24 protein-coding genes and 1 CRISPR repeat array are annotated in these 26,856 nt (G+C 68.9%); of the genes, 14 read left to right on the forward strand and 10 right to left on the reverse strand.

The window, feature by feature from the left end; all coding sequences use genetic code 11:
- The coding region (locus tag ACFOYY_RS09960) for a proton-conducting transporter transmembrane domain-containing protein (RefSeq protein WP_386189511.1) at positions 1–1,270 on the forward strand (1,270 nt) is incomplete at its 5' end.
- Positions 1,267–2,538: a proton-conducting transporter transmembrane domain-containing protein gene (locus ACFOYY_RS09965; RefSeq protein ID WP_386189513.1), complete on the forward strand. Its 1,272-nt coding sequence runs from the start codon at positions 1,267–1,269 to the stop codon at positions 2,536–2,538. The genes ACFOYY_RS09960 and ACFOYY_RS09965, both read left to right, overlap by 4 nt.
- A 161-nt stretch (positions 2,539–2,699) precedes the next feature.
- On the opposite strand, the gene ACFOYY_RS09970 is transcribed toward ACFOYY_RS09965, so the two are convergent.
- A complete protein-coding gene (locus ACFOYY_RS09970; RefSeq protein ID WP_352015836.1) occupies positions 2,700–2,867 on the reverse strand; it encodes a DUF3073 domain-containing protein in 168 nt (55 codons plus the stop codon).
- A gap of 351 nt (positions 2,868–3,218) precedes the next feature.
- Here ACFOYY_RS09970 and ACFOYY_RS09975 point away from each other — a divergent pair, with 351 nt between their 5' ends.
- Together ACFOYY_RS09975 and ACFOYY_RS09980 are read left to right on the forward strand one after the other, a co-directional pair.
- Positions 3,219–3,560 (forward strand): ArsR/SmtB family transcription factor, encoded by a 342-nt coding sequence (locus tag ACFOYY_RS09975; protein WP_352015835.1) that lies wholly within the window; start codon positions 3,219–3,221, stop codon positions 3,558–3,560.
- 79 nt (positions 3,561–3,639) lie between these two features.
- Complete coding sequence (locus ACFOYY_RS09980) at positions 3,640–4,017, forward strand: hypothetical protein (protein ID WP_352015834.1); 378 nt, start codon at positions 3,640–3,642, stop codon at positions 4,015–4,017.
- Positions 4,018–4,131: 114 nt separating this feature from the next.
- On the opposite strand, the gene ACFOYY_RS09985 is transcribed toward ACFOYY_RS09980, so the two are convergent.
- The 3 genes from ACFOYY_RS09985 to ACFOYY_RS09995 form a co-directional block, all read right to left on the reverse strand.
- On the reverse strand, positions 4,132–4,356 hold the full coding sequence (locus ACFOYY_RS09985; RefSeq protein ID WP_352015833.1) for a BldC family transcriptional regulator: 225 nt from the start codon (positions 4,354–4,356) through the stop codon (positions 4,132–4,134).
- Positions 4,357–5,143: 787 nt separating this feature from the next.
- The gene (locus ACFOYY_RS09990; protein WP_386189516.1) at positions 5,144–5,638 is read right to left on the reverse strand and encodes a hypothetical protein; all 495 of its coding nucleotides are present in this window, start codon (positions 5,636–5,638) and stop codon (positions 5,144–5,146) included.
- A complete protein-coding gene (locus ACFOYY_RS09995; protein ID WP_386189518.1) occupies positions 5,635–5,859 on the reverse strand; it encodes a hypothetical protein in 225 nt (74 codons plus the stop codon). The genes ACFOYY_RS09990 and ACFOYY_RS09995 overlap by 4 nt, the downstream gene beginning before the upstream one ends.
- A gap of 933 nt (positions 5,860–6,792) precedes the next feature.
- Here ACFOYY_RS09995 and ACFOYY_RS10000 point away from each other — a divergent pair.
- From ACFOYY_RS10000 to ACFOYY_RS10045, 10 genes are all read left to right on the forward strand, one after another.
- Positions 6,793–7,056, forward strand: a complete 264-nt coding sequence (locus ACFOYY_RS10000; protein WP_386189520.1) for a GntR family transcriptional regulator — start codon at positions 6,793–6,795, stop codon at positions 7,054–7,056.
- A gap of 197 nt (positions 7,057–7,253) precedes the next feature.
- Positions 7,254–8,105 carry a helix-turn-helix domain-containing protein gene (locus ACFOYY_RS10005; protein WP_386189521.1) on the forward strand — a complete coding sequence of 284 codons (852 nt, stop codon included), beginning with the start codon at positions 7,254–7,256 and terminating at the stop codon, positions 8,103–8,105.
- A 2-nt stretch (positions 8,106–8,107) separates the two neighbouring features.
- Complete coding sequence (locus tag ACFOYY_RS10010) at positions 8,108–8,317, forward strand: DUF397 domain-containing protein (protein WP_386189522.1); 210 nt, start codon at positions 8,108–8,110, stop codon at positions 8,315–8,317.
- Between the two features lie 363 nt (positions 8,318–8,680).
- A CRISPR array of direct repeats spans positions 8,681–9,099; the repeat unit is 29 nt; unit sequence GCCCCTCATCACCCTGAAGGGTTCGCAAC.
- 481 nt (positions 9,100–9,580) lie between these two features.
- Positions 9,581–10,513: a helix-turn-helix domain-containing protein gene (locus tag ACFOYY_RS10015; protein ID WP_386189649.1), complete on the forward strand. Its 933-nt coding sequence runs from the start codon at positions 9,581–9,583 to the stop codon at positions 10,511–10,513.
- Positions 10,510–11,259 carry a DUF6879 family protein gene (locus ACFOYY_RS10020; protein WP_386189523.1) on the forward strand — a complete coding sequence of 250 codons (750 nt, stop codon included), beginning with the start codon at positions 10,510–10,512 and terminating at the stop codon, positions 11,257–11,259. The genes ACFOYY_RS10015 and ACFOYY_RS10020 overlap by 4 nt, the downstream gene beginning before the upstream one ends.
- A 288-nt stretch (positions 11,260–11,547) precedes the next feature.
- A complete protein-coding gene (locus ACFOYY_RS10025; RefSeq protein ID WP_362911329.1) occupies positions 11,548–11,712 on the forward strand; it encodes a hypothetical protein in 165 nt (54 codons plus the stop codon).
- Between the two features lie 85 nt (positions 11,713–11,797).
- Positions 11,798–14,887 (forward strand): lantibiotic dehydratase, encoded by a 3,090-nt coding sequence (locus ACFOYY_RS10030; protein ID WP_386189524.1) that lies wholly within the window; start codon positions 11,798–11,800, stop codon positions 14,885–14,887.
- A gap of 29 nt (positions 14,888–14,916) precedes the next feature.
- On the forward strand, positions 14,917–16,146 hold the full coding sequence (locus ACFOYY_RS10035; RefSeq protein WP_386189525.1) for a lanthionine synthetase C family protein: 1,230 nt from the start codon (positions 14,917–14,919) through the stop codon (positions 16,144–16,146).
- Positions 16,147–16,162: 16 nt separating this feature from the next.
- Positions 16,163–18,223, forward strand: a complete 2,061-nt coding sequence (fxlM, locus tag ACFOYY_RS10040) for a methyltransferase, FxLD system (RefSeq protein WP_386189526.1) — start codon at positions 16,163–16,165, stop codon at positions 18,221–18,223.
- A 33-nt stretch (positions 18,224–18,256) separates the two neighbouring features.
- The gene (locus ACFOYY_RS10045) at positions 18,257–19,405 is read left to right on the forward strand and encodes a hypothetical protein (protein ID WP_386189527.1); all 1,149 of its coding nucleotides are present in this window, start codon (positions 18,257–18,259) and stop codon (positions 19,403–19,405) included.
- 176 nt (positions 19,406–19,581) lie between these two features.
- Here ACFOYY_RS10045 and ACFOYY_RS10050 read toward each other — a convergent pair whose 3' ends face one another.
- The 6 genes from ACFOYY_RS10050 to ACFOYY_RS10075 form a co-directional block, all read right to left on the reverse strand.
- The gene (locus ACFOYY_RS10050) at positions 19,582–20,772 is read right to left on the reverse strand and encodes a cytochrome P450 (protein ID WP_386189528.1); all 1,191 of its coding nucleotides are present in this window, start codon (positions 20,770–20,772) and stop codon (positions 19,582–19,584) included.
- Between the two features lie 70 nt (positions 20,773–20,842).
- Positions 20,843–21,739, reverse strand: coding sequence for a UbiA family prenyltransferase (locus ACFOYY_RS10055; RefSeq protein WP_386189529.1), 897 nt, complete (start codon positions 21,737–21,739; stop codon positions 20,843–20,845).
- Entirely contained in the window at positions 21,736–24,447 is a 2,712-nt protein-coding gene (locus tag ACFOYY_RS10060) for a PEP/pyruvate-binding domain-containing protein (RefSeq protein WP_386189530.1), read from the reverse strand. Before ACFOYY_RS10060 ends, ACFOYY_RS10055 begins: the two co-directional genes overlap by 4 nt.
- Positions 24,444–25,148 carry a nitroreductase family protein gene (locus tag ACFOYY_RS10065; RefSeq protein ID WP_386189531.1) on the reverse strand — a complete coding sequence of 235 codons (705 nt, stop codon included), beginning with the start codon at positions 25,146–25,148 and terminating at the stop codon, positions 24,444–24,446. The genes ACFOYY_RS10060 and ACFOYY_RS10065 overlap by 4 nt, the downstream gene beginning before the upstream one ends.
- A gap of 2 nt (positions 25,149–25,150) precedes the next feature.
- Positions 25,151–25,816, reverse strand: coding sequence for a methyltransferase family protein (locus tag ACFOYY_RS10070; RefSeq protein WP_352015823.1), 666 nt, complete (start codon positions 25,814–25,816; stop codon positions 25,151–25,153).
- Positions 25,813–26,742, reverse strand: a complete 930-nt coding sequence (locus tag ACFOYY_RS10075) for an AfsA-related hotdog domain-containing protein (protein ID WP_386189532.1) — start codon at positions 26,740–26,742, stop codon at positions 25,813–25,815. The genes ACFOYY_RS10070 and ACFOYY_RS10075 overlap by 4 nt, the downstream gene beginning before the upstream one ends.
- Positions 26,743–26,856 lie beyond the last annotated feature (114 nt).

Consider the following 26,856-nt stretch of genomic DNA (forward strand, 5'->3'; position numbering starts at 1 on the left):
TGGCCTGGCCCTCGCCTACTTCCTCGTCATGTCGGTTGTCGCGCTGGCCTTCGGGCTGGCGACGGCCGCCGCGCTCACGCTGGCCTGCGTCATGGTCGGCGAGGGGCGGACGTTGGTGACGGCGCCCGTCGGCACCTGGTTCGGCAGCGGGGAGTCGGAGTTCCACCTGCTGCTCGTCGGCGACCGGCTCTCGCTGCCCTTCGCGATCCTGGCCGCGCTGCTGTGCGGCCTGATCGGTGTCTTCTCCCGGCGCTACCTGCACCGGGAGCCCGGATACCTGCGCTTCTACATGCTGCTGGCGCTGTTCGGCGCGGGCGTCGAACTGGTGGCCCTCGCGGGCGCCCTCGAACTGTCCCTCGTCGGCTGGGAGCTGGCCGGGCTGTCCTCGGCGTTGCTGATCGCGTTCTTCCACGAACGCAGGAGGCCGGTCGAGCACGGTCTGCGGGCCTTCCTCGTCTACCGGGCGTGTGACGTGGGCCTGCTGGTCGCGGTGGTGTGGCTGCACCACGCCACCGGCTCGTCGAGCGTGGCCGGGGTCGACGGCGGCGGGTGGGCGCTCTTCTCGCCCCCCACGTCGAGCGGGGACGCGCTCGTGGTCGGCCTGGCGTTGCTGTGGGCCTCGATGGGCAAGGCCGCCCAGGTCCCGCTCGGCGGCTGGCTGCCCCGCGCCATGGAGGGGCCGACGCCGTCGAGCGCCGTCTTCTACGGCGCGATCTCCGTCAGCATGGGGCCGTACCTCCTGCTGCGCACCGAGTCGGCCTGGTCGGGGGCGCCGGGGGTGCGGGCGGCGATCGTGGTGGTCGGCGCGCTGACCGCCGTGCACGCCACCCTGGTCGGCCGTACCCAGACCGACATCAAGAGCACACTGGCCTACGCCTCGATGACCCAGATCGGGGTGGTCCTGGTCGAGGTCGGGTTCGGGCTGCGGTACCTCGCGCTGGCGCACCTGGTCGCGCACGCCGCTTTGCGCACCGCCCAGATCCTGCGCTCGCCGAGCCTGATCCACGACCACCACCACCTCGAACAGGCGCTGGGCGCGCCGCTGCCGCCGACGGGAAGGCACCTGGACCGGCTCGTCCCGGCGGGCCCGCGGGCGTGGCTGTACCGCTACGCGCTCGAACGCGGCTACTTCGACGCGTGGCTGCGCGACCACCTGGTCGGCGGGCTGGCGCGCCTGGTCAGGCGGGCCGAGTCGCTGGACGACCGGTGGGCGCGGCTGCTGAGCACCGGTGACACCGCCGTTCCCGTGAGAGAGGGGCGCACGTCGTGATCACCTTTGTCCCCTCGCTGGTCGCGGTGCTGTTCCTGGTGTCCTCCGTGGTCGTCGCCCGGGTGGCCGACCGGCAGGCAGCCCGCCGTACCGCGGTGACCTGCGCGTCGGCCGCGACGGCGCTGTCCGTCGTGCTGCCCTGGTCGGGAGGGTTCGTCCCGTTTCTTTCCGGCGAACATGCCGTGTTGCCGGAGGGCACGGCCAGGCTCGTCGTCGTCGCGACGTGCGCGGCGGGCCTGCTGGTCGTCGCGATGAGCCCGCTGGCCTCTCACCCGCCCGCGACGCTGGCCAGGATCCTGCGGCTGCTCGCGGTCTCCTGCGGCTTCGTGGCCGTACGGCACCAGGCGGTCGACGTCGTGCTGTGGGCTCTGTCGGCCTGGCTGGTGTGGGCCGGGTTGCGCGGCGGCGAGGGAAGCCGGGGCGGCGACCGGCTCGACCGGCTCTTCGCCGCCTACCACCTGCCCGGCGTCCTGCTCTTCGGGGTGGGCACCGCGTTGTCGGCCACCGGCTGGCGGACGGCGGGCGGCGTCCTCGTGGTGCTCGCGATCATGGCCAGGTTCGCGGTCGTCCCGCTGCACAGCTGGTATCCCCGCTTCGTCGAGCGGGTCCCGCTGGGGGTCGTGGTCGTTTTCCACACCGCGCCCCTCGGCCTGTTCGCCCAGCTCGACCTGCCGGTTCCGCTCGCCCGCGACGTGGCGCTGCTCGGCGGCGCGACCGCCGTCGTGGCCGCGCTGTTCGGGGTGGTCCAGGGGGAGGCGAGGCGCGCGCTGGCCTTCCTGACGATGAGCCAGACCGGGTTGGTGACGTGTGGGCTCGGCGGTTCGCCGGAGGCGGTCTCCGGGGCGGTGCTGACCTGGGAGGCCTCCGCGCTGGCCGTCTCCGGGCTCGCCATGACGCTGGCCGCCCTTGAGGCGCGGCGCGGCACGCTGTCGCTGCGCGCGCCGAGCGGGAACTTCGCCAGGACCCCCCGGCTGGCCGTGGCGTTCCTGCTGTGCGGGCTCGCCACGGTCGGCTTCCCGCTCTCCCTGGGGTTCGTGGGCGGCCACCTGCTGATCCACGGGTCGGTCACCGGGTCACCGGTCGTCTGGCTCGCGCTGGCCGGAGCCGTCGGCGTCAACGGCATGACCGTGATGCGGTGCTTCTTCGCGCTGTTCGCGGGCAGCCGTACGCACTCGGGGGAACGTGACCTCGTCCCGCTTGAGACGTACGCGCTGACGATCGCGATCGGCGCGCTGCTGGTCGGAGGCCTCTTCCCGATGACCCCCTGACCCCACGGAACCCGAAGGACCGGCCGCCGGACTCCGGCGGCCGGTCATATAAGGCTCCGTCGCGCCACACGGTCTCGTTCGTGTCGTACGGCTGCGCCAACGCGGTAAGACCTCGTGTGGCTTCACCGGCACCGTACGGCTCGGCGATCCGGCGCGGGAACCTACCGGTTGGGAAGCTCCTCCACGGGCTCTTCCGTCCGGTCCTCCTTCGCAGAGCCCCCGGTCGCGCTGAGTTCCTCACGCAGCCGGTTGAAGTCAATCCCGTGGCTGCTGTACTTCAGCTCGCGCGCCACCTTCGTCTGCTTCGCCTTGGCTCGACCCCGCCCCATTGGCTGTACTCCCTCACACGGCCGTGCTGACCTACTGTCACCGTCGCGTCGCCGGCGAATCCAGCCTGGCGCGGCAGGTCAGGCTGTGTTCGCCGGTACCTGTACCCAGCGACGCCCTACCCCATCCTCGTATCGACCGGGATCGGGTCTGCCGAGCGGCGTTGGGGAACAGAACACGGCCTCATCCTACCTAGAAACCTGACGATTTGAACAATTATGCAATTTGCCAGATTATAAGTGTCTTGTGTTCCTCGATTGGATCCAGCAGGAGGTCATCGGTCCACGAGAAGTGGGCGGCGTCAACGCGTTCGCGGCCAGGCCGCGGGCACACGCCGACGGGGCGTTCTGATCATGCCCGCGCCGCTCTACCAGGTCAAGGCCGACCTCTTCCGCACGCTGGGGCACCCGCTCCGCATCCGGGTTCTGGAGCTGCTGCAACGCGGCCCGCTGCCCGTCCGTGACCTCCTGGTCGAACTCGACATCGAGGCCTCCAACCTGTCCCAACAGCTGGCCGTACTGCGCCGCGCCGGGATCGTGAACGCCACCCGTGACGGGGCGACCGTCGTGTACGCGCTCTCGACCCCCGACCTGGCCGACCTGATGGTGGCCACCCGCAGGATCCTGGCGAACCTGCTGGCCGACCGGGACGAGTTGCTGGCCGAACTCCGCGATCCCGACAAACCCATTCCCTGACGCTCCCGACTTCGGCCATGATCGACCCGCGGGCGGCATCCCGCCCGCGGGCAGCCGATCAGAGCACAGGAGCGCCGTCATGGACCCAACCGTACTCACCGCGATCGTCACCGCCCTCGTCGGTGGCGCGGCGGGTGAGGTAGGCAAGAGCGCCTGGACCTCGCTGGTCACCCTGGCTAGGAACCGCTTCGGCGGCGACTCCGGCGAGGTCGCCGCCCTTGAGGCGGCCCCCGGCGGCACCACCGGGCAGGCCGAGGAGATCACCGGCATCCTCATCGACCGCGCCACGGCCGACCCCGCCTTCGCCGACGAGCTGGCCGCCTGGGCACAGGAGACGGCCAAGGTCGTACGGCAGAGCCACGACGTCTCCAACACCATCGGCGGCGACGCCACGATCCACGGGACGGTGATCCAGGCCGGCGACGTGTTCGGCTCGATCAACCTGGGCCCGCGCTGACGGGTTCCCCGCCCGGCCTCGACCGGGCGGGGAGACTGTTTCGGCGACGTTCACGGGGCGGCCCAGCTGGTTCCTCTGTTCGCCCTTCATCGATCCCGGCCTCCTGGACGGCCGTCAGGGGGAGGGGTTGAGGAGGGCGTCGATGTCGCTCTGTCGGTAGCGGCGTTGGTTGCTGGGGGTCCTGACCGAGGGGATGCGCCCGGTGAGCGCCCACCGGTTGACGGTCTTGGGATCGACCCCGAAGACGCGGGCCACCTCGCCGGGGGTGAGGAGGCGTTCTGTGGTGTCGGGGCCGGTGGTGAAGGTGCCGTCCGGTGCGACGGCCTTGAGGGGGGACAAGGAGCTTCTCCTTCAGTGGCGGAGGGTGTGCGGGCTGGGCTTCTGATCGCTTGGGTTGTGAGGCTCAGTGGGGGTCCGGGGTTCATGACTTTGTCGGGGGTGAGGGGGCGGGTGCCCGGCCCCGAGCCGGGGAGCACGACGGCCGGGCACCCTGGAGGAGGACCGGCCCCGCGTGTGGGGACCGCGCCAGACGGCTCCCTCCTTCCCCAGCACGCCCTGCCATGTCCCGGCGTGCGCGGAAGCCGTCTCGCGAGGGTGTGCGGCCCAGGTCCCTCCCACCTGAGCCGCACGTCTGAGGAGGTACGGCGGGCCGTGAGCCTTCCCGCCCGCCGTACCGGCTTTCCGGAGTCGTGTGCGGTCCAGGTCCCTCATCCCTGAACCGCACGCTCAAGGGGTACGGCGAGCCGCCGTACCGGCTATGGGGAGCGCAGCAACCTGCGTAACGCCGTAGACCGACCAGGCGCGATGGCCTGACCAGGGCATACGGCCTGAACGACCCGGGCGGTCCGCGTCCGAAGCGCGCGGGCGACGGCCACGGCCTGGATGCTCGGCGGCACCACCGGAAGGGCTTGAGCGGCCAGCTTGCGGTCCAGTTCCTCAGCCGACCCGGCCCGCACCAGCAGCACGTCCCCGGGACACGGCCTGCCGGACAGGACACTCCGATAGGCGCTCCACAGGCCGGACCGTGAGCTGTGGAAAACCAGCCAGTCAGGATGAGCCCGCCGCAAGCTGTCGCAACTGGGATATGCGACACCATCCACTGGACACGTCGGTTCGACGAGAGGCATCATGCCGCCCTCCCACCCGGCGAACGCCGTCCCCCGGCGGACACCGTCTCCTCCCCCGGCGAAGGCCGTCCACCAGCGGGCACCGTCCCCTCACCCAACGAAGGCCGTCCCCCGGCAGGCACCGGTCCCTCGCCCGGCGAACCCCGCTCCCCGCCGACCACCTCGTTCCGCGCCCCAGAGGACGGACGGCCGGTACCGCCCCTCCTACGCCGAACCGGCGCCGGGGAAGACTGCGGCGAGAGCCGGAACGCTCGGATCATCTCGGCCTCCCGCATCCGCTCCTCCAACCCCTCGGAGGTGGGATCCTCCACGATCACCGGCCGGGGACCGTCCCAGGCGGCGACGGCGTAGAAGGAACGTCGGCCCAAGCTGTAGAGCACGGTCCAGTCGGCCCATGCCTGGTCAATCCGCTCGGCCTCGGCGCGTGCCGGGCCGTCCCACACCCGCTTGTACACCGGCGCGTACGGTTGGCCGTCACGGTGCCGTCCCGTCACGAGGTGACCTCCTCGACGAGAGCCGCGACGCGGGCCTTCTCCTCCTGCTCCGCCACGATGGCCTGGATCTCCTCGAAGGTGTCGGCGTCCACGGCCGACTCCGCTCCGGCCCGCACGGCGACGCGGGAGAAGACGTGGTTGCGGAAGGCCCAGAACCGGCCCGCGTCACTGATGATCAACCGCCAGCCCGGGATCACCGGCCGGTCGGGAGTGTGCTGCATGATCTGGACCTCCAAGATCCGACCAGAGGCGTGCCTGGCCGGGGCGTTCGCCAGACGGGCCTGCCCTGCGGGACAAGAATCAGCCGAAATCCGAACCGGCCGACAGGCCGTACGAGCACGAGCAACGGGACATCGAGGCCGTACGGCCAGGCGGCCGGGCCGGTGTACCCGCGTCCAGATGACCCCCGACCGAGGAACCATGGGGAACGGACGCCGAACCCGCCTGGGCAACGGAGGCCGTACCGGCACAACCGGAGCGGCGACCGGCCTGTCCACAGGCACCGGCGCGGAAGCGCCGCCCTCCTCCACAGGACCACCCGGTACGACGGTCGCGGCCTGGGACGCCGGCTCGGGAGCAGAATGCCCCTGACCAGCCATTTCCACAGGACCGTCCAGTATGGCCTTCGCGGCCGGGGCCAGCGCGGGCACCTCAGGATCGGGATCGGGCTCGGGACGCCGCTGAGCAGGCAGTAACGGAACCACCTCGGCGGGAGCCACCTCCACCGGAGGCCGAGGCGCCGGAAGGAGTTGCGGGCCGTACTCGCGGCGGGCCTGCAGACGGGCGTTCATCAGCGGTCCGGACGGCTGCACGTACTCGTGCCCGTCCTGGTGTGGGCAGCCGTGGGCATAGGGGGCATGCCCACACCGAGCACACCCCATGGGCAGCGGAACGGCACCGGCGAAACAGCCGCAACCGTCCCGGATCGACGTGTCCGGGCCGGAGTCCCGGGCACTACTCTTGCTCACGTCAGGAGGCACCTTCCTGATAGAGGACCTGTCCCGGCGGTCGCGACGTCGGGCAGGTCCGTTTTTCTGGGGCAGAGCAATACGAAGGAGCTGTCGTCTATCTCATGGTGTCCCATGGGCTCCTACAGGCGCCCATGGTCTCTCTCAGGAACTTAGACAGTGCCATAGCGCTCTACGGTCACCCACATGATCGATTTCGAGGGACCGCGGACTGTGTGGGAACAGGTCTACGAGATCCTCCGCGATCGGATTGTGCGCGGCGAATACAAGATCAACCATCCCATCGCCAGCCAGGTTCAGATCGTGGACGAGTTCGGCATCGCTCGGGGCACTGCGGAGAAGATCCGCAAGAAGCTGGTCCAGGACGGCTATGTGATCACCGTCTCCGGTCGCGGCACGTATGTCCGCCCCCGCGAAGACTGGAATCCCCACCATTCGGGAGAGCTGTAGTTCTAGCCTCGGGGATGAAGTGAAGCCAAGCGAAAGACGAGAAGCCCGATTCGTAGGCGCCGACCTCTTGGTCAACAGGACCATCGTGTCACCTCCTCTGCTTCATCCCCTTGGATTCCCTATCATTATCTGGGAATCCCACTCCGGCAACGGGAATCTGAAAATAGTTGGAGTGCCAGCCCGCGAGAGGACGAGCAATGCCGCGTACCGGACCTATAAAGACACACAGCACTGTTCGCCTGCGCCGACTGGCCAGGGAGCTACGCCAACTACGCGCCGCGAGCGGATGGACCACCGAGGAAGCAGCGTCCCAAATCGGCTGGTCCCGATCGAAGCTGAACCGCATGGAAACCGGCGAGGGGAAGCCGAGCCCCGGCGATATGGCGACGCTCTGTGACCTCTACTCGGTACCTGAGCCAACGCATTCAGCGCTCGTCACCCTGGCCAAAGAAGCCGGACGGCGCGGGTGGTGGACGTCCTACAAGGATGTCTTCGTGGGATCGTACGTCGGTTTGGAAGACGAGGCTACGATCATCAGCGAGTGGGGCGTCCAGCTCATACCTGGCCTGCTTCAGACCGAGGACTACGCTCGTGCGGTCATCAACACCGGCGCCCACATAAACGCAGAGGAAGTGGACCGACGGGTGATGGCGCGAATGGCACGCCGAACCCTCGTGAGCAGGCCGAACGCGCCCGAGTTGCGTGTTGTTTTGGACGAATCAGTCTTACATCGCCCCATTGGGGGTGTAGAGGTGATGAACGAGCAGCTTCGCGCCTTGGTTACCGCCACCAAGCGACCCAACGTTTCCGTCCGGGTGCTGCCCTTCGCGGCTGGGGAGCATGCCGGCCTGGAGGGATCCTTCATCATCTTGGAGTTCGACCAAGACGATGACCTCGACATCGCCTATGTAGAGGGTACCGCCGGAGACGTCTACGTTGAGAGTTCTGATCATGTAGACCGCTATAAAGTGACATTTGAGCGTATTTGCAAACTGGCACTTCCGGCGGAGGAGAGCCGCATGATGATCGCCAAGTGCATAAAGGAGTAGCCATGTCCCCGTCCCCCGACCTGACCGGCGCCGAGTTCCGCAAGTCGAAGTTGAGCGGCACTGGCAACGCATGCGTTGAGGTTGCGATGAACCTCCCTGGCCTGGTCGCCGTCCGCGACAGCAAAGACCCCTCCGGCCCCGCCCTGGCCTTCACCCCCGCCCAGTGGCGCTCATTCATCAGCCGCGTGAACACCGGCACCTTCGACGCCTGACCGTTCGCCTTCACGCAAGACCTCGACGCCAACACAGCGCCGAGGTCTTGCACGTGTTCAAGGCCGCGCCATGGCCGCCGCGACCATCGCCACCCACCGCGCTACGACCACCGCCAGAACCACTCCGATCGGGTCCTGACCTTCAAGCCTCCGACTGCGGGCACCTTCGCGAACAGCACAGACCTTGAAACATTCGACGTCCGCCCCGCGAGCCCGTCATCATGGACAGAGCCCCACACCCCGAGGCCGTACCCAAAGATGATCAACGCTCTGACCTGCACCGCTGCACTACCGCCGGACTGCCGCAGAAACAGCCCGCGCCACCCTCACGTGAGCACGCCTGACCTGGGGCTTTACCCTCGGGCCCCTCATCACCCTGAAGGGTTCGCAACACGTTCCGCTGCTGCCGCTTGGGCTACCGCAGCGCGCCCCTCATCACCCTGAAGGGTTCGCAACACGACCAGTTCCCAGGCGCAGCCCATGCCTGGGTAGGGCCCCTCATCACCCTGAAGGGTTCGCAACGTGTCGTGCTTGTACATGGGATTTCCTTCCTGGGGCCCCTCATCACCCTGAAGGGTTCGCAACCCGAATTCCAGGCCGCTGGGTGGCGGATGAGCCAGTCCCTCATCACCCTGAAGGGTTCGCAACCGTGCGCCTTGGCGGGGTCTCGGTGCGGTTTGGTCAGGTTGTCCCTCATCACCCTGAAGGGTTCGCAACCGGCCCACACCTCGGAGAGCCATTGCCGGAAGGGAAGTCCCTCATCACCCTGAAGGGTTCGCAACGTGGTGTGGACCAGGCCGACGTCAGCGCCGTGGACGTTCCTCATCGCCCTGAAGGGTGTGCGATATCCCATGGGCGAGGCTCCTGAGCGGAGACCTTGATGGGGTGGTCATAGTGGGAAGCGTCGCTGTGGACGTAGTCAGCCAGGTCCAGTGATCGACTCCCATGAGCTGTGGGCGGCGATCATGTCTTGGTGGGATCGCAGGATGGCCGACTTGGGCCAGCGGATTCAGGAGACTCTGGCACGCTGGAGATCATTGCTGCCGGACTGGAGACGTTGATGGCACGTATCGGTGTGGCCCGGCGCATGGGCCTGGCGGAGCAGGCGGTCCAACCGGTGACGCCGATGCTTCGAGTGCGTCTGAGGCAGGTAGGCGACGAGCCGGTCACGGTGTGCGAAGGAACCGACGTCGTGGCTCAGGCGTGCCGATGCGGCCTCTTGGGGTGCGCCATCTGGCCGCAGGGAACCACGCGCGGCTGACGATGCCGGCTTCTCCTTCCTCAAGTGCCCAAGCTTCCCGGGAACGCCTCGGTGCGAAGCTCAGGGAGTTGCGTACCGAGGCCGACATCACCGGCAAGGAGTTCGCACGCCACGCAGGCTGGAACAGTGCCAGCCAGGTGACGATGATCGAAAAGGGTCAGCGGACCATCACCGCCGACTACGTACGGCTCTGGTGCCGGATATGCGAGGCGACAGAGCAGCAGACGACGGAGTTGCTTCACGAACAGGCCGCCGTCGCCGGGATGTGGCTGACCCACACGGATCTCAACCGGGCCGGACTTCGGGGAAGGCAGGAGCGGCTGCGGGACAAGTACTGGCAGGTGAAGCTGAATCGCGTCTACCAGACGCGGGTGATTCCGGGTCTGCTCCAGACCCCCAGGATCATCACGGCGTACTTGTCCGCCGCTCGCGCTGACCAGCATCTGGAGATCGACGACGTCTCGGAGGCCGTCGAGGCCCGGCTGGACCGGCAACGCTGTCTCGACCGGCCGGACGCGCGATGGTTGTTCCTCTTGGAGGAGGACGTCCTCTGGTACTGGCCGGGGCCACTCGACGCGCACCGGGACCAGCTCCAGTACCTCCTTGAGGTGATGAGCCGTCCGACGGTCGTCCTCGGAATCATCCCCCGCGGCATCCATCGCGCAGGAGTGATCACCGGCGAGTCCTTCACCATGGCGGACACCCGGGTGGTGACGGTTGAGCTCATCTCCGGCGACCTCAACATCACCTCGCGGCCAGAAGTACAACTCTATGTGGAGGCGTGGGAACGCTTTTGGGGGATCTCTGTCGTCGGCAAACGCGCCCGAGCGTTGATCAATGAAGCGATCACAGGGATTGACGATCTGCTCACTAAGAGTGAAGGTCGTCAAGAATCAGAGCACAGCGAGCCCCAAGGAAAGGAGAGCCCTCCATGAGCAGGTTCGAGCCTGCATTCGTCGGCCAGGATCCGGAGTCGAGCGACGAGCACTGCCCCGCGGTGTTCATCGACCCGAACACGGGTGACTTCCTGTTCCAGGGCCGGATCATTACGAATCCGACAATTCTGGAAATGATCGCGAAGCACGGCGCGATCGCCTCCGACGAGGCGGTCGTCTGGCTCCCCGCCCGTATGCGTCAGCTCATTCTGGACGCGCTCAACGGCTTCGAAGGAACCCGACAGGGCCATGGGTCTCCGACCCTGGCCGAGATGCTCGCGACAGCGAAGCGGTCCGCGGTGCACCTGGAGATGCGCGACCTGTACGGACCTGAGCCCGGATACGACGACTGGCTCGCCGGGGGTGATGGACGCACCGACCGAAGCAGGTGGATCGGCCTGGTCAGCGACGCGGTGAACCGTGGAGTGAAGATGCGCAGGGCCCGCATCGTCTCGGAGCCGGTCAGCGACTACATCCGCTGGGAGCACATGGTCACGGACGTGAACGTGAAAGCCGGCGAGGAAGTCCGCTGGCTGCCCCGAAAGAAGGCGAGCGGCATCATGCTCCCGCACTCCGACTTCTGGATGTTCGACCAGAGCCTCGTCGCGTTCAACTTCAACGGCGGCGACAGCAACCACGTGCCCGGCTACGAGTACGTGTCAGACCCGCGCTACGTCACCCAGATCGTCGGCGCATTCGAGATGGTCTGGGAGCGCGCGATCCCGCACGAGGAGTTCCACCTCTGAACCCATCGGTGTGAATCGATGTGAATTCCCTGTTCTCCAGCCCAGGCGATCGGCCAAAGTCGAGTCGCGCAAGCGTCTTGACCCCGTTGGAGAGCTTCTTACCAAGCACCAGCGGTCCGGGACGCGGCACCGGCCCCACGGCGACCGGTGCGTCTCCGGACTGAGAACCACCTGCATTGACGTGTTCGGCACGGTCGTCGCGCCGGAAAACCACGTGTGGCCCTCCGGGTTCCTCATTCCTGCCCCTATCAAGTCGACCCTGCCTGCCAGAAAGAGGAGTGAACCAAGATGTCCAAGAGCGCCTCCGACGTCGAGTTCTTCGCACCCATGACTGCCATGGGCTCTCTCCTGGACGGCCTCGACATGAGGATCGTCGAGACCGGCCCGGCCGTACTGGCCCGCAAGTGCAGTACCGACAACGGCTGCGACACGAAGAAGACCGGCGACTGCTGACCTGAGCTCGCGGTGGCCTCCAACGCGCGTTCGCGTTGGAGGCCGTACCTCCGACTTCGCCCCAGATGATGCGAAAGGAGCTGTGATGAGTCCGCGAAGGCGTGCATGGTTCGAGCCCGTCGGCGCGGCGATGTTCCGAGCGGCGACCGCACCAAGCGACCTGGCGCCCGGCTTCTGGCCGTCCCTGGATCGCGCGGACGAAGAAGGGCGGTGGCGTCTGTGGCTGGTGGAGGTTTGGTCTCTGCCTGACGTCGCACGGGCGGTGGCCATCGCCAGTCCGGTTCTCGCCGGTCGGATCGCCGGGGTCGTCCAGGGCGACCGGCCTGGGGCCGCCGACATCCGCAAGATGGTCGTGTCGCTGGCTCGTTATCTGGTGCGGATGCGGGGACGCGCGACGCCCTTCGGCATCTTCGCAGGCGTCGGCTTGCTGCGGTTCGGGAAGACGCCGTCGGTCCGTCCGGGTCCCGGGCGGTCCTTCATTCGGGCACGTGCCGACTCCATGTGGCTGAGCCTGGTTATCGCGGCGCTCGAAGGGGACGCGGAACTGCGTCAGCGTCTACCCGTTGTGGCGAACGATCTTCTCGTGGTGCGGGGTGACCGAGTGGTTGTCCCGTGGCAACCGCACTCGGGCGATCTCAAGAGAAGTGCTTCCACGGAGGTCTCGGTCCGGCACACGTCGGTTGTTCGAACCGTGCTCGGCGAAGCGGCATCCCCGATCATCGTCAAAGACCTCATCGGCAAGGTCTCCGCCACGGTCCCGGACGTACCGGTCGAGGACATCGACGCCATGATCGATCGCCTGATCTTCGGTGGGCTGCTCATCTCCAGCTTGCGGCCTCCGTCGACGTGCGTCGACCGCCTCGATCATGTTCTGACCCGGCTGCGCGAGGCCGGAGCCGGAACGATTCCGAGCGTCGCACATCTCGTAGCGGAACTGGCCGAGATCCATACGCTCATGGAGCACGACCGCGACGGGGCATCGGTACGGATGCGAGGCATCGCGACGCCCGTGGCCGGCCAACCGTTGATGGTGGATCTCCGTATCGACCAGGAGATGGTCCTTCCCTCGCAGGTGGCCGAGGAAGCAGCGGCAGCCGTCGGGGCGCTCGTACGGCTGAGCCCGCATTCTGCGGGGCACCCCGGCTGGCGGGCATACCATTCGGCATTCCTTTCCCGGTACTACGCGAATGCCCTGGTCCCGGTCACGCAACTCACCGATCCCATTCAGGGTCTCGGGTTCCCCGAGCACTTCACCGAACCCCCAGGAGACCTGCCGGCGGCGTTGTCCCTACGGGACACACGCCTGCTCGCTTTGGCGCAGCAAGCCGCTCTCGACGGCGTGCGGGAGGTCCGTATCGACGATGCCTTCATCGACTCCTTTCACCCGGACGGAACAGACCGGCTGCGGACGGTTCCGCACCTGGAGCTGTGCGCGGAAGTCCTGGCACCATCCCTGGCCGCCCTCGCCCACGGCGAGTTCCGGCTGAGTGTCTCCGGTATGGGCAGAACCGGATTCGCCCTCTCTGGCCGGTTCCTCGACCTTCTGGCCGACGGCGACCGAGACGAGCGGATCGAGCAGAGTCGCCGGCTACCGGTCGGAGTGGAGGGCGCGATCGCGGCACAGCTGTCATTCCCGCCCCGCCACCCTCACCTGGAGAACGTCGCCCGCTCCCCGCAACTGTTACCGCACCTGATCACGCTCGCCGAGCACAAGACCGGCGACGAGTTCCGATTCCTCCTCAGCGACCTCGCGGTGACGGCGAACAGCCAAGGGATGTACCTGATATCCCGTTCGAAACGCGTCGTGGTGGAGCCCGTCCTCGCCCATGCCGCGTCGCGCGACACGATGCCGCCGATCGTCCGCTTCCTCTTCGAAGTGCCTCGTGCCCTGTTCTCCGGTATGTCGCCCTTCGCCTGGGGCGCGGCACGCTGCCTGCCGTTCCTCCCTCGGGTCGTCTACCGCCGCACGGTCCTCTCGCCGGCGCGATGGCGAATTCCCGTTGACGTCTTGCCCGCTCTCGGCATCTCCGGGAACCGATGGCATCGCGATCTCACCATGCTCCGCGACCGGTTGGGGCTGCCCGATGTCGTGAGCGTCGGAGAGTCCGACCTGCGGCTGAGGCTCCGTTTGGACGAGCCCATGGACCGAGCGGTGCTCCGCGAATATCTGGCCAAAGCCCGCACGGGCCCAGACCCGGTTCTGGTGTCAGAGGCCTCAACCGCCGTTGATCACGGATGGTTCGGCGGCCGTGCGAACGAGATCATCGTCCCCTTGGCGAGCACCTCGCCGCCCGTGCCTCCGCCAGTCATCATCGATCGGAAGCAACCGTTGAGAGTGGTATTGCCGGACCAGGCGATACCGTCCGAACCCGAAGTCGTCTTCGCCCAGCTTCATGGTGATCCTCGGGTCTTCGACACGATCCTCACGAACCATCTCCCCGGCCTTCTGGCTCTCTGGGAACGTCCGCCGATGTGGTGGTTCGTCCGCTACCGCGACCCCGTCCCACACCTCCGGCTGCGCCTGCACGTGGGCAGTCAGGAGTACGGCGAGGCAGTCGCACACGTCAGTACGTGGGCTGCGGACATGCGCCGCCGGAGGTTGATCGGCGAGCTGACCTTCTCGACCTACCGTCCCGAGACGGTTCGCTATGGTACGGGGCAATCGCTGAAGGCCGCAGAGGCTCTCTTCGCTGCCGACTCTTCCGTCGTCCTGACCCAGTTGGTGCTTCTCTCCCGGAATCCGTCTCTCAACCCGAGGGCACTGACCGCCGCATCCTTGGTGAACTTCGCGTGTTCCCTTGCCGGGAATCCTCCCGCAGGGATGCGCTGGCTTATCGATCACGCGAACATCGGTCCCGCGCCTGCGGCCAAGCGTGAGGCGGTCCGTCAAGCAGTCCTCCTCTCCGAACCCACGCGATCATTGCCGCTTCCGCTCAACGGCGGGCAGGACCTGGCCTCCGCATGGACAGCGCGGAGTGAGGCGGCAGCTCACTATGTCCGACTTCTCGGGGACGACGGCGTGGTGGCCTCCCCGTTCGGCTCGTTGCTGCACATGAACCACATCCGTACGCACGGCATCGACCCGGAATGTGAGCAGGCCTGTCATCGGCTCGCCCGGTCCGTCGCCCTCGCGTGGTCCTCCCAGCGCGCTTCCACCGGAGGTGTCGGCCGGTGAGCCTCATGGATCACCCCGCGGTAGGAGAGATGGCCGCACAGCTCGCAGACGCGTTGGCTGAACCGCCCATGACCGATCCTGCCGAGGGGTATGGCCCGGACAGCCCGCGTTGGAATGGTCAATCCCTTTCGGAAGGCGCCGCCGGCATCGCGATCCTGCACGGAGTTCGCGCGCAGACCGGGCTTTCAGGCTGGGAGCGTGTCCGCGACTGGCTCTCACTCGCGGCGGAGGAGGAGGTGAGCGCAGGTCCGGGCGCAGGCCTTTGGCACGGGGCTCCCGCACTCGCCTTCTCCTTGTCCGTGGCCGTCCGGCCGGGTGAGGGCGACCAGCTCACGAAACGCCTGGATGCCGTGGTGGCCTCGATGACACGAAGCCGCCTACACGCCGCGGAAGCTCGTATGGCCTCAGCTCAACGTCCCGAGCCTGGCGAGTTCGACCTGGTCCGCGGCCTGACCGGCCTCGGCGCGTTCCTTCTCCGCCGTGACCCGCACGGCGACTTGATCCGGCGCGTGCTCACCTACCTCGTGCGGCTGACCAAGCCGATACCCGCCGATGACCCGGCGGGCGACTCCGTACCGGGCTGGTGGACCCTCCAGGTCCCCACGGGGAAGCCGAAAGACGGCTTTCTCGGTGGCCACAGCGATCACGGAATGGCACACGGCATAACCGGCCCGCTCGCACTTCTCGCCACCTCGAAGCGGGCCGGTGTGACCGTGGACGGACAGACAACCGCGATCGACCGGATCTGCGGATGGCTCGACACCCATCAGGAGGAAGGCCCAGCGGGTCCGTGGTGGCCCGAACGCCTCACCCACACCGAGCTTCAGAAGGGCCGATCATCGCAGGGCGGTCCCGCCCGGCCCTCCTGGTGCTACGGAGCGCCCGGCATCACCCGTACCCTCCAGCTCGCCGGCCTGGCCCTCCACGACCGGACGCGTCAGCGGAAGGCAGAGGAAGCTCTGCTGCGCTGTGTCGCCGACCCGGTCCAGCTCAGCTGGTTGGAGGGCCCCTCCCTCTGTCATGGCTGGGCGGGAGTCACCGCTGTCAGCTGGTTCGCCGCCATGGACGCGCTCACCCCGGCCCTCCGCGACCGGCTGCCGTTCCTCGTGGGCTCCCTCATCGAACAAGCCCGCCGGAAACCGTCAAGCTCCTGGACCAAACCCGGCCTCGTCGACGGAACCGCGGGCGCCGCCCTGATCCTGCACACCATCGCGACCCGGACCGCAACGGGCTGGGAGCGAAACCTCCTGATCAACTGAACGGATAACGATCAACATGACCGCGAACGCCGATCCCCGCCACGCGACCTGGCGTGAGATCAGCTACTGGTGCACGACCTGGCAGGCCGCCGAACAGGCCGCCGTCACCCGCTTGGGCGACGTTCTCACCGGTATGACACGGAGCGGGGTCGTCGCCTCCTGGTGGTTCGTACGTAAAGGGACGCGATGGCGTGTGCGGTACCTTCCTGCGGCCACCCGCGATGACGACGCCACGTCCATGCTGGAGAACGCCTTCGACGAGGCCGTCGCCCACGGCGACGTCTCCCGGTGGTCCAGCGTGATCTACGAGCCCCTACTCGAAGTCTTCGGCGGCCCTGAAAGCCTGGCGATCGCACACGAGCTGTTCCACATCGACAGCGAGCACGTTCTGGATCACTTGCGCAAAGGAGGCTCCCACCCACGCGAGCTCGCACTTCTCCTCGCCACCTCGATGCTGCGCGGTGCCGGCCGTGATTGGTACGACCAGGGTCAGGTGTGGAGCATGGTCGCCGAAGAGCGCACCACACCATCCGTTCCTCCAACGAAGTCCGAAGTGGCAGCCGTGCGTGAACTCCTTCTGGCCGACACCGCTACCGCCGTCGAACATCTCAACGTCAGACCGGACTGGTTCGACGCCTTCGAACTCGCCGGACGGCGCCATGCCGATCTCGCCGACCAGGGCATCCCGACTCGGGGCTTGCATGCCGTACTCGCCCAACATGTTCTGTTCACATGGAATCGCCTGGGTATCCCGGAACCCCTCCAGGGCGCCCTGGCCGGCGCCGCGAACCGGGTTATCCTCCATGCCGATTTCATGCGCCCGAATGTCACGGCCCCGACTAGCCTCGACGCGGTGACGACTCACGAGATCGAGACCTCTCCTGCCCACGCCGCGCGGCTGCGCGCGGACCTGGTCACCTACATCCGGGGGCGAGGAACCTTCCGCACCAAGGCTGTCGAAACCGCCTTCGGGGCCGTCGAGCGGGAACTCTTTCTCGAAGGTGTCGACCTCGACCAGGCTTATAAGCCGCAGGTCGTGGTGACCAAGCTCGCCGCGGACGGAACCGCCCTCTCGTCGGCCTCCCACCCGAATCTCGTGGCCACCCAGCTCGAAGACCTCGACCTTCATCCCGGACACACGGCCCTGGAGATCGGAACGGCAACGGGCATCAACGCCGCCCTGATGGCCGAGATCGTCGGTCCACACGGCAAGGTCGTCACCATCGAGATCGACGACGACCTCACCGCCACCGCCCGGGACTCCCTCGTCAAGGCCGGGTACTCCCACGTGAAGGTCGTCTGCGGCGACGGCGCAGCCGGCTCAGAGCCGGACGCCCCCTTCGACCGGATGATCGTCACTGCCGGAGCCTGGGATCTGTCCGCGGCCCTGTACGCCCAACTCGCGGTCGGCGGACGCATCGTCATCCCGTTGCGCCTGCACGGCAGCGGCCTGACCCGCTCCATCGCCTTCGACCGACACCCGTCCGGCGTACTCACCGGCAGCCATGCCCGTGTCTGTGGATTCGTCCCCATGCGGGGCACCTCCGACGACACCCAGGCCGGCGTCGCCGTTCAGCTCGCTGACGACGTCGCCCTCAACGTGGACGCCCGCGACGCGGCAGACGAAGAAGCCCTCGTCCAAGCCCTCACCCACCCCGCCAACGAGCGGTGGACGGGCGTCTACATCAGCGACTACGACCTGGTTGACCACCTCGACCTGTGGCTGGCCACCAACACCGGTGCCTTCGGCCGCCTCGTCGTCGGGTCAGCGGCCAGGAAGAGCGGCCTGATCGACCCGGCGCTCCGCTGGGCCGGAGCCGCCCTCTACGACGGTGGAACCATCGCCTACCTGACACTGCGCCAGCACGGCCCCATCTCCGAAGAACTCGGCATCACCGCCCACGGCCCGGACGGCGAACGCCTCGCCGCCCACCTCACCGAGCTTCTCCACCAGTGGAACCGTACTCGCCCCGCCCAGCCGATCATCACCGCTTACCCTGCCGGAACACCTGATGACCGGCTCGCCCCTGGCATCCGCATCGAACGGCCCGACACCCGCCTCACCATCTCCTGGTGAACTCCCCTCCGTCGACCCTCCGAGGAGACACCGATGGCACCGGTCGCCGGACCCTCCATCGGCCTGCGAGACCTGGCCGCGCTGCGTTTTCCGCTTGTGGCACGGCCCAGACCTATCTGCCGTCCCCTCGACATCCGCCTCAACCAGATCCAGGCCCGAGCCGATCAAGCCGAGCAAGGCGGCGATGACGCGCTTCTCCGCGCAGCGGAAGCACTCAACCTCGCCGCGCTGCTCGCCAGCGACTGCGGCATGCCCCACCTCGCCCGCGACCTGTGCCGTCGTCAGTTCGTGATCTTCCATGCCGCCCGCCCGCTCACAGCCGCCCACGCCCAACTCGCCCTCCAGCCCGCCGTCAACCTCGGCCGCATCCATATCCGCAACGGCGATGGCCAGCGCGCGTTCCATCTCTTCCACACCCTGTTCGCCGCCCTCCAGAACCAAGGAACAGCCGACCTCGACGGCGATGCCTTCTCCTTGCGCCGCTTTCTCCGAACGACCGACGATCGACGGGAGACAAGCCAGTGGCTATGGCAGGTTGTCCTGTCCGAGGGCACCCGCGCGCTCACAAGAGCCGGTCAATGGCAGGAAGCCCTCACCTACGCGACGGAACTTCGCGGCATCGGCCTGCGCCTTTGGGAAGGGCGACAGATCACCATCCTCACGCAGGTCTTTGGCAACGCTCCTGACGCGGCCCTCGATCTCCTCGACCACACGGAGATCAACGAGCCATGGGAAGCCGCAGTCCACTCCTGCTTGGTCGCCATGGCCCTCCGAGCCGCCGGTAGGAAGACAGGCAGTCACGCGCCTCAGATACTCGCGACGTATCTCGACCTTGAACCAGATCTCACTCTGGTGGACTTCCGCACCCGTCTCGGACTGACGATCATCGACATCCTCGCCGAGGACGAAGTCGTCGCCTCCCCCATCTACGACCGCCTACTGACCGAAGCCACCGGCGTCGGTGGTGCCCACTCCGCTCGCGAAGTGCTTACCCACCCTGGATTCCGCGCCAGACTCGCACCGGCACGGATCGCGGCACTCAAATCGGTGATCAAAGCCGCCGCATTGGATGACGCCCAAGCGCTTGAAGGCTCAATGGAACCCTTCCTCCATGCAGTCAGACGAAGCGAATCCGCAGCGAAACACCGCCTCACCGGAAACGCCACAAGGCACGCACCCTGAGCCCATCTCCTCTGAACCGCCACCCGCAAGTCCCTCATCGCCCTGAAGGGTTCGCGACACGGCCCTGCGAGTCCTGAATCCCCGCAGGAGGTGCGGTTCCTCCAGCTCGGCCCTGACGGGCCGGCGGCACCCCGCAAGAGGAACACCCCGCCCGGCCGTGACCGGGCGGGGAGGGTTCACCAGCGGACCGGAAGCTCCCGTAGCCCCCGGATGAACATGCCGCGTCGCCACACCAGTTCCTCGGCCGGTACGGCGAGCGCCAGCCCGGGGAACCGGCCGAGCAGCGCTCCGAGGCCGACGTGGATCTCGGCTCTGGCCAGGTGGGCGCCGGGACAGAAGTGCCTGCCGTGCCCGAAGGCCAGGTGCGGGTTGACCTCACGGGCCGGGTCGAACCGTCCCGGTTCGGCGAACATCCCGGGGTCCCGGTTGGCGGCGTCGATCAGCGGCACCACCACCTGGCCCGCGCGCACCAGGGTCTCGCCGAGCCGTACGTCCTCGGTGGCGACGTGCGGCGCGCCGCCGGTCGAACCGAGCGCGTTCCAGCGCAGCATCTCCTCGACGGCGGGGGCGAGCGCGTCCGGTTCGGCGCGCAGGCGGGCGGCCAGGGCCGGGTCCTGGAGCACCGTGAGCACGCACATGGCCAGCTGGTTGCCGGTCGTCTCGTAGCCCGCCATCAGCAGCCCGGCGCCGAAGACCACGATCTCCTCGACGCTGAGCCGTTCCTCCTCCGGCGCGGTCAGCAATTCGGTCAGCAGGTCGGGCCCGGGCCGTCCGGCCGCGATCTCCTCGCCCCTGGCCGCGACCAGGGCGGTGAAGTAGCGCCGCGACTCGGCGTGCGCCTCGGCCACCTCCTCGGGGGCGAACCGGCCCGCGGACATCATCCTGTCCACCAGCGGGCGCAGCATGGTCCGGTCCGCCCAGGGGACGCCGAGCATCTCGGTGATGACGCGCAGCGCGAGCGGCACGGTGAACCCGTCGACCAGGTCGACCGGCCGTTCGCCCTTCTCCAGGTCGTCGAGCAGTTCCCCGGCGACCTCGCGCAGCCAGGGCGTCTGCTGTCTGGCCCGGCGCGCGGTGAAGGCGTGCAGTACGGCCTTCCGCCTGCGGGTGTGCACCGGCGGGTCGCTGGTGGCCAGCGCCAGCGACTCGGGGGTGCGGGCGAACATCGGCCGCCCGGAGAAGGCGGCCCGGCTGAACCGGTCGTCGGACAGCACCGCCCTGACCTCGGCGTGCCGGGAGACCAGCAGCGCCTGCCTGCCGTTCGACAGCGTCACCTCGGGCAGGCCCGGCTGGCCGAGCAGTTCCTCGTACTCCTTCGGCGGCCGGGCGTCCGGCCCCTCGGGGAAGGGGAAGCGGCGGGTGGTCATCCGGCGTCCTCTCCGAATAGGGCCACGACCAGGTCCTCGTACTCCCTGGGGAAGGGGAAGCGGCGGGGGGTCATCCGGTGTCCTTTCCGAGCAGGGCCACGACCAGATAGAGGACGAAGCTGGACAGCAGGAACAGGGCGGGCGGCAGCACCGGCCACCGTACGGCCCGCCGCCGCCAGAACGCGTCGGCGCCGGAGACGACGAAGCCCAGCGGGAGCACGACCAGCCAGCCCCACGGCGACGACTCCCACGGCCGGACGAACGCCAGCGCGACCGCGACGGACACCACGGCGCTGACCGTCGAGATCACCGCCGTCCGCTCCGCACCCCACACCGTGACGTAGCTGCGCTCGCCCGGCCGTAGATCACGGGTGACCTTGCGGGCGAACTCCAGGTGCAGGTACGCGGTCGCCGCGGTCAGCAGCGCGGGCACCGCGTGCCACCCCGGCCCGAGGCCCGTCTGGTGCAGCACCCCGGCGTAGAGGTAGAGGTTGATCAGGATCTGCACCGGGAAGCTGACCAGCAGGCCGGTCACCACGTCGTCGCCGTGCGGCCACCCGAGCAGCCGGTCGGCCGCCAGCACCAGCAGCGCGTACCCCAGCTGCACGGCCAGCGCGACCAGGGCGATCCCCCGGCCCGCGTTGAGCGCGAGCACGACCACGACACCGACCGCGATGAGGACCGCCAGGTCACCCACCCGGACGGCGCCGCTCGGCAGCGGCCGTCCGGGGTTGTGCTCGCGGTCGTAGTCGAGGTCCCTGATGTCGTCCAGGGCCCGCATCAGCAGCAGGTCGATCGCGAAGGTCAGCGCCGCGACCACGACGCCGACGTCGGGACGCCAGCCGGTGAGACGCGGGTCGACCAGCGCGAACAGCGCCGTGACGCCGACGGCCCAGCTCACCCCGTAGGGAAGGTAGAAGGCAGGCGGGTAGCTGCCCAGCACGTACCTGCCGAGACGGCCGATCATCCCTCGCCCTCCTCGGGGGCCTCGTCCAGGACGCGTACGGTCCCCGCGGCTCCGTCCAGCTCGATCAGGGCCCCGTCGGGGATGCGGGTCGTCGCGCCCGCGACCGCGACGACGGTCGGCACCCCCAGCAGCCTGCCGGTGATGGCGGTGTGGGACAACAGCGTGCCGCGTTCGACGACCAGTCCCCTGGCGGCGCTCATCAGGAACAGCCACCCGGGGTCGGTCTCCCTGGCGATGAGGATTCTGTCCTGACAGGCCTCAGGGGGGATCGAGGGGTGCGGCACGACCTTGGCGCGGGCGCGCACGAGCCCGGCGCTCGACGCCAGGCCGCGCAGCAGCCGGGGGTCTCCCTCCTGCTCCCGGGGCTCCGTCCGCCGTGCCCCCACGTCCCTGGCGAGGCCCTCGCCGGTGAGCAGGCGTGAGGGCGGGGCGGGCAGGGTCTCGTTGAACTCCCGCTCCTTCCTGCGGTGCGCGGCCAGCGGACGCAGGTCGGCGCCGGGCAGCGTGCCCTCGAAGGCGCCGAGGACCTCCTGCACGGTCAGGTCGATCACGTCGTCCGCCCGGTCGAGGTGACCCGCCTTCGCCAGTTCGGCCCCCAGCCGGAACAGCACTCCCCGGGACAGGCCGTACAGCTCGGTGCGGCAGAACCTGGTGTCCTCCCGCGCCTTGACCAGCCCGCGCATCGCGGCGGCCAGCAGCCGCAACGCCGTACGGCGCAGCAGACCCGGGCAGCGTTCGCGCAGTTCCCGCTCCGCCTCCCGGCGGACCCGCAGCTCCTCGGCCCGGCTCGCGGCGACCGTGAGACCCTGCCTGACGAAGGGGCGGACCATGTCGAGCACCATCCACGGCCGCTGCCTGGGGGTCGGCTCCTCAAGCTTGAGGTCACCGGCCGCGCGGTCGCCGTAGCGGCGCAGGTGCGCGACGGCCGCCCCGGCGATCGCGGAGCCGTACCGACCCTCGACCAGTTCCTCCCACGCCCGTCTGGCGTCCTCGGGCCGTTCGGCGGCGAGGACCCGCTCGCGGGCGGGCCCGTTGGCGCCGACCAGTTCGGCCAGCGCGATCGCGGAACGCAGTGCGGCCAGCGAGCGGTTGTCCGGCCCGCCGGACAGCAGGCCGAGCATCAGGGCACGGCCGTCCTGCCCGGCCCAGCGGCGCAGCAGCCGGTCTAGTGTGCCCGCGACCGTCATGCTGAAGACGCTGTTGGTCAGCGTGACCCCCCAGCGCACCGCGACCTGCGCCCACAGCCGCCGGTAGAAGGCGACCAGTTCCGCGGGTTCGGCGTGGTCGATGCGCTCGTGGGCCGTGGCTGCGGTCCCGTCCCACCAGGTCAGGAACTCGCGCACGTCACGGGGGTGGCGCAGCGCCCTGCGGAGGTAGCCGGGGGCGATCCGCAGGGCCCGCAGCGGCCAGCCGGGGCAGGGCGGGACCGAGCGGGGGTCGTCGGCCAGCCCCATCGAGTGCTCCCACCACCCCCTGACGAACTCGAAGACCGGCAGCCTGCCGTGCAGGGCGTACCAGGCGTCGAGGCGGTAGAAGACCCGCCCGTCCACCATGCCGACCATCCGCTCCAGGTGGTGCCTGTCGCGGCGCAGCGAACGTTCGGACACGCCCATCCGCCGGTACAGGTCGGTGAAGATCCACCGGTAGAAGTCGCGGGCGAGGGAGTAGGTCAGCGCCCCGGAGACCCCGGGGTAGCTCTCGGTGATGTTGTGGTTGCTCCACAGCACCTGCCGGGTCCGCGGTCTCTCCTCTGGGGGCTCCGCCATGGGCCTGGCCTGCACCACGTACAGCCGCCCGTCCTCGGTGAAGGTGCCCTCCACATCCTGTGGACAGCCGAAGTGCCGTTCGATCCTGGTGAGGGCCTCCACGATCCGGGAGATCCGCTCCCGGTCGAGCACCGGCTTGCCGGCCAGCTCGTCCGGTACGGCCAGCAGGGCGAGTTCCCCGGAACCGTCCGGCGGGCCGACCATCCGGTTCTTGCGGACCGTCCGCTCGGTCACCTCGCCGGTGGCGTGGCTGACGAAGAAGTGGTCCACGTCGGCCTTCTCCTGCACCACGCCCTCGCCGATCCCGAGGGCCGCGGCGATCACGTGCCGGGCGGAGCCGTCACGCGGGTCGCGGCTGAAGGCGACGAAGGAGCGGGTTCCCGGCACCATCAGCTGCACGCCGACGGCGACCCGCGTCGCCGTCGGGTCGGCGCCCGCGCGCAGCCGGTACAGCACGGCCTCCGGCTTGTAGGCCGAGGCCCAGCAGTCCACGATCCTGGTGAGCAGGTCACGGCGCGGTACGTACAGGAAGCTGTCGCTCATCCCGGCGAACGGGTCGGCGGCGTCGTCCTCACCGGTCAGACCGGCCGCGGGCACCACGCACGCCCGTACGGCCGCCAGCCCGTCGGGGCCGATCACCTCGTCGAAGGCGGCCAGCGCCGCATCGGCCAGCTCGCCGGGGACGGCCAGCCGGGTCACCTCCGCCGTGGCGGCCTCGCCCCAGGCCTTCACCGCCCCGGCGTCACCGAGCGGCGGCACGGCGGGCAGGCCGTCACGGACCTTCCCCACGACCAGGTCGAACGCCTCGGCGGGCAGGCAGTACAGCGGCGGCACGGGCAGACCGGCCAGCCGCATCGACTCCAGCCTGGCGAACTTGTTGCCGACCCGCGTCACGTCGTGGAGGTCCACCCGCAGCACGGGCGGCTCCGGGACGGGGGTCACGGGTTCGGCTCCTTCCCTGGGTCGTCCTCGCGAGAGCCGTTCTGGGAGCCGTCTCTGAGAGGGCCGTTCCAGCCGTCGATGTGCAGGACCTCCTCAAGGGGAAGACGGGGGCCGGGCCCGAAGTCGGTCCTGAGGCTGTGGGCGGTCGGCAGCAGGCCGCCCTGGCGCACGTTCGGCGGCAGGCCGAGCAGTTCGGCCGCCTCCTTCTCCCGGTCCAGGTGGACGCTGGTCCAGGTCGTGGCCAGGCCCCGGCTGCGCGCGGCCAGCGCGTAACTCCACATGGCCGGCAGCAGGGAGGCCCACAGCCCGGCCTGGTTGCCCTCCGGCAGGTGCCCGTCGGCGAGTTCGAGGCAGGGGATGACGAGCACCGGGATGCGGTGGAGCCGTTTGGCCAGGTCCCGGCCGTCGGTCGCCATGCGTCGCGTGCGCGGGTCGAGTTCGTCGAGCCGGGCGAACAGGGGCGCCATCCGTTCGAGGAAGGCGCGGCGGTAGACGTCGGCGATCCCGGCCCGCAGGCCGGGGTCGGTCAGCACGATCCAGCGCCAGTTCTGCTTGTTGGAGCCGTTGGGGGCCTGCAGGGCCAGGCGCAGGCACTCCTTGACCAGCTCCAGGTCGACCGGCCTGCTCTCGTCGAGGCCGCGCCGTACGGCTCTGGTCGTGGTGAGCAGTTCGTCGCAGGTGAGGTCGGGTCGGGGGGTCACGTTCACCACACTCCGGGGACGACGCGGGGGTGGCCGGTGGCGTAGTCGCGGTAGGCGGGGATGGCCAGCAGCTCCCGCTCCTCGACGTGGATGCGCCTGGCGATGGCCAGGGCCAGGACGACCAGCAGCGCCACGCTGAACGGGTTGAGGAAGAACAGCACCAGCCCGGTGTGCCCGAGCAGCATGCCCGCGTAGGCGGGGTGACGGACCACCCGGTACGGCCCGGTGCGGACGATCACGTGGTCGTCGCGGCGGATCACGTGGTGCGAGTAGAACTGCCCGAGCGTGCGCATCGCGATCTGCCGCAGCGCCACCCCGGAGACGAACATCAGGGCGGGCAGTACGGCCAGCGGGCTCAGCCGCTGCCAGGGGAACGGCCCCAGGAGCGCCGCGGCGATCACGGCGACCCTGGCGCCTCCGTAGAACAGGAGGGTGGCGACCTCGCGGGGCGGGGCGGACGGCCTGCGGAACGTGACGGGCGTCTCCAGGGCGACCCAGACCAGGTTGGCCACGGCGAAGACGGCGGCGGCCAGGTGCGGTGGCTCACCCGCCCGGCCGAGGTGCACGACCAGTCCCGCGACGTTGGCGGTCACGGCGAGCAGGAACAGCACGGGGATGATGTAGCCGGTCCACGCCCTGGGTGTGACCGGTGAGGGGGTGCCGCTCACTCCTGTTCTCCGTTCTGGCGAATCCTCTGGTAGGAGGCGGGGCTGAGGGCTCTGGAGCCGTAGGACAGCGAGCCGATCGGCACGCCCTGGCCGGTCGCCGTCCCACGGCTCACGGTGAGGTCGAAGGTGCCCCGGTTGCCCCGGGGCGGCTGGGTCGGCCAGCGCAGTGTGAGCCGTTCGGCGCGTGGGGGCGCGGCGGGCAGGTCCGCGGCCAGCCTGAGCCAGAGCATCACCGCGTCGCGGGGCCGTTCGTGCGCCAGGTGACTGGCGGCGGTCGCGAACTGCCGCCCCGCCTCGATCATCTCCTCAAGGCCGTAGTGCTCGTTGCCGTGCCTGAACAGGAAGTGCCCGACGGGCGGGGGGACGAGCGGCACCACGTACTCCTCGCGCTCACCGTCGTGGGAACCCGTGCTCTCACCGTCGTGGGAGATCGTGGGCTCGCCGATCAGCACGTTCCTCGGGTCGGCGCGGTGCGCGAGCCCTCCCTCGATCGGCGCCGGGGACACCGCGGGGCCCTGTTCCTCGTGGGACTCCGGCCTCGGCTCCTCCGTGAGGGCGACCGTGCCCGCGCACACCGGCCGGTCCTCCTGCAGGGCCAGTACGGTCCACTCCCCCCGCTCGTCCGAGAGTTCGGCGGACAGGTCGATCCCGGGACCGAGTTCGCACATCGAGGTGAACTCGAACGACAGGCGCACCCGGTGGTCCCGTGACAGGACCGCGTGGTCGCGCAGCAGGTCGAGCAGTCCGGTCACCAGCAACATGCCCGGGACGTGGTCGAGCGGGTGGTCGAAGAAGAAGGGGTGGTTCTGGTCCACACACAACGTGGCGCCGTACCGCCCTGGCCGTCCCTCAACCGGAGTGATGACGTTCAGCCAGTCCGACGCCGGAGCGCCGAACGACGTGCCCAGATGGTGATGGGATACCAATGCACAAACCTCCAGCATGGAGTGCGGTGAACAGGGTCAGGCGAATACGGCGGCCCGAAAAAACGCCACCATCAATCGAAAAACCCTCCGATCTCCCGGTGTGCGCGACCGAAA

The organism is Streptosporangium jomthongense, from assembly GCF_042650425.1.
Lineage (GTDB): Bacteria > Actinomycetota > Actinomycetes > Streptosporangiales > Streptosporangiaceae > Streptosporangium.

What these genes read in the sequence shown, in the direction of transcription:
- ACFOYY_RS09970 (WP_352015836.1), bottom strand. Translation starts at nt 2,867, where the DNA reads ATGGGGCGGGGTCGAGCCAAGGCGAAGCAGACGAAGGTGGCGCGCGAG.
- ACFOYY_RS09975 (WP_352015835.1), top strand. Translation starts at nt 3,219, where the DNA reads ATGCCCGCGCCGCTCTACCAGGTCAAGGCCGACCTCTTCCGCACGCTG.
- ACFOYY_RS09980 (WP_352015834.1), top strand. Translation starts at nt 3,640, where the DNA reads ATGGACCCAACCGTACTCACCGCGATCGTCACCGCCCTCGTCGGTGGC.
- ACFOYY_RS09995 (WP_386189518.1), bottom strand. Translation starts at nt 5,859, where the DNA reads ATGCAGCACACTCCCGACCGGCCGGTGATCCCGGGCTGGCGGTTGATC.
- ACFOYY_RS10000 (WP_386189520.1), top strand. Translation starts at nt 6,793, where the DNA reads ATGATCGATTTCGAGGGACCGCGGACTGTGTGGGAACAGGTCTACGAG.
- ACFOYY_RS10005 (WP_386189521.1), top strand. Translation starts at nt 7,254, where the DNA reads ATGCCGCGTACCGGACCTATAAAGACACACAGCACTGTTCGCCTGCGC.
- ACFOYY_RS10010 (WP_386189522.1), top strand. Translation starts at nt 8,108, where the DNA reads ATGTCCCCGTCCCCCGACCTGACCGGCGCCGAGTTCCGCAAGTCGAAG.
- ACFOYY_RS10015 (WP_386189649.1), top strand. Translation starts at nt 9,581, where the DNA reads ATGCCGGCTTCTCCTTCCTCAAGTGCCCAAGCTTCCCGGGAACGCCTC.
- ACFOYY_RS10020 (WP_386189523.1), top strand. Translation starts at nt 10,510, where the DNA reads ATGAGCAGGTTCGAGCCTGCATTCGTCGGCCAGGATCCGGAGTCGAGC.
- ACFOYY_RS10025 (WP_362911329.1), top strand. Translation starts at nt 11,548, where the DNA reads ATGTCCAAGAGCGCCTCCGACGTCGAGTTCTTCGCACCCATGACTGCC.
- ACFOYY_RS10030 (WP_386189524.1), top strand. Translation starts at nt 11,798, where the DNA reads ATGAGTCCGCGAAGGCGTGCATGGTTCGAGCCCGTCGGCGCGGCGATG.
- ACFOYY_RS10035 (WP_386189525.1), top strand. Translation starts at nt 14,917, where the DNA reads ATGGCCGCACAGCTCGCAGACGCGTTGGCTGAACCGCCCATGACCGAT.
- fxlM (WP_386189526.1), top strand. Translation starts at nt 16,163, where the DNA reads ATGACCGCGAACGCCGATCCCCGCCACGCGACCTGGCGTGAGATCAGC.
- ACFOYY_RS10045 (WP_386189527.1), top strand. Translation starts at nt 18,257, where the DNA reads ATGGCACCGGTCGCCGGACCCTCCATCGGCCTGCGAGACCTGGCCGCG.
- ACFOYY_RS10050 (WP_386189528.1), bottom strand. Translation starts at nt 20,772, where the DNA reads ATGACCACCCGCCGCTTCCCCTTCCCCGAGGGGCCGGACGCCCGGCCG.
- ACFOYY_RS10055 (WP_386189529.1), bottom strand. Translation starts at nt 21,739, where the DNA reads ATGATCGGCCGTCTCGGCAGGTACGTGCTGGGCAGCTACCCGCCTGCC.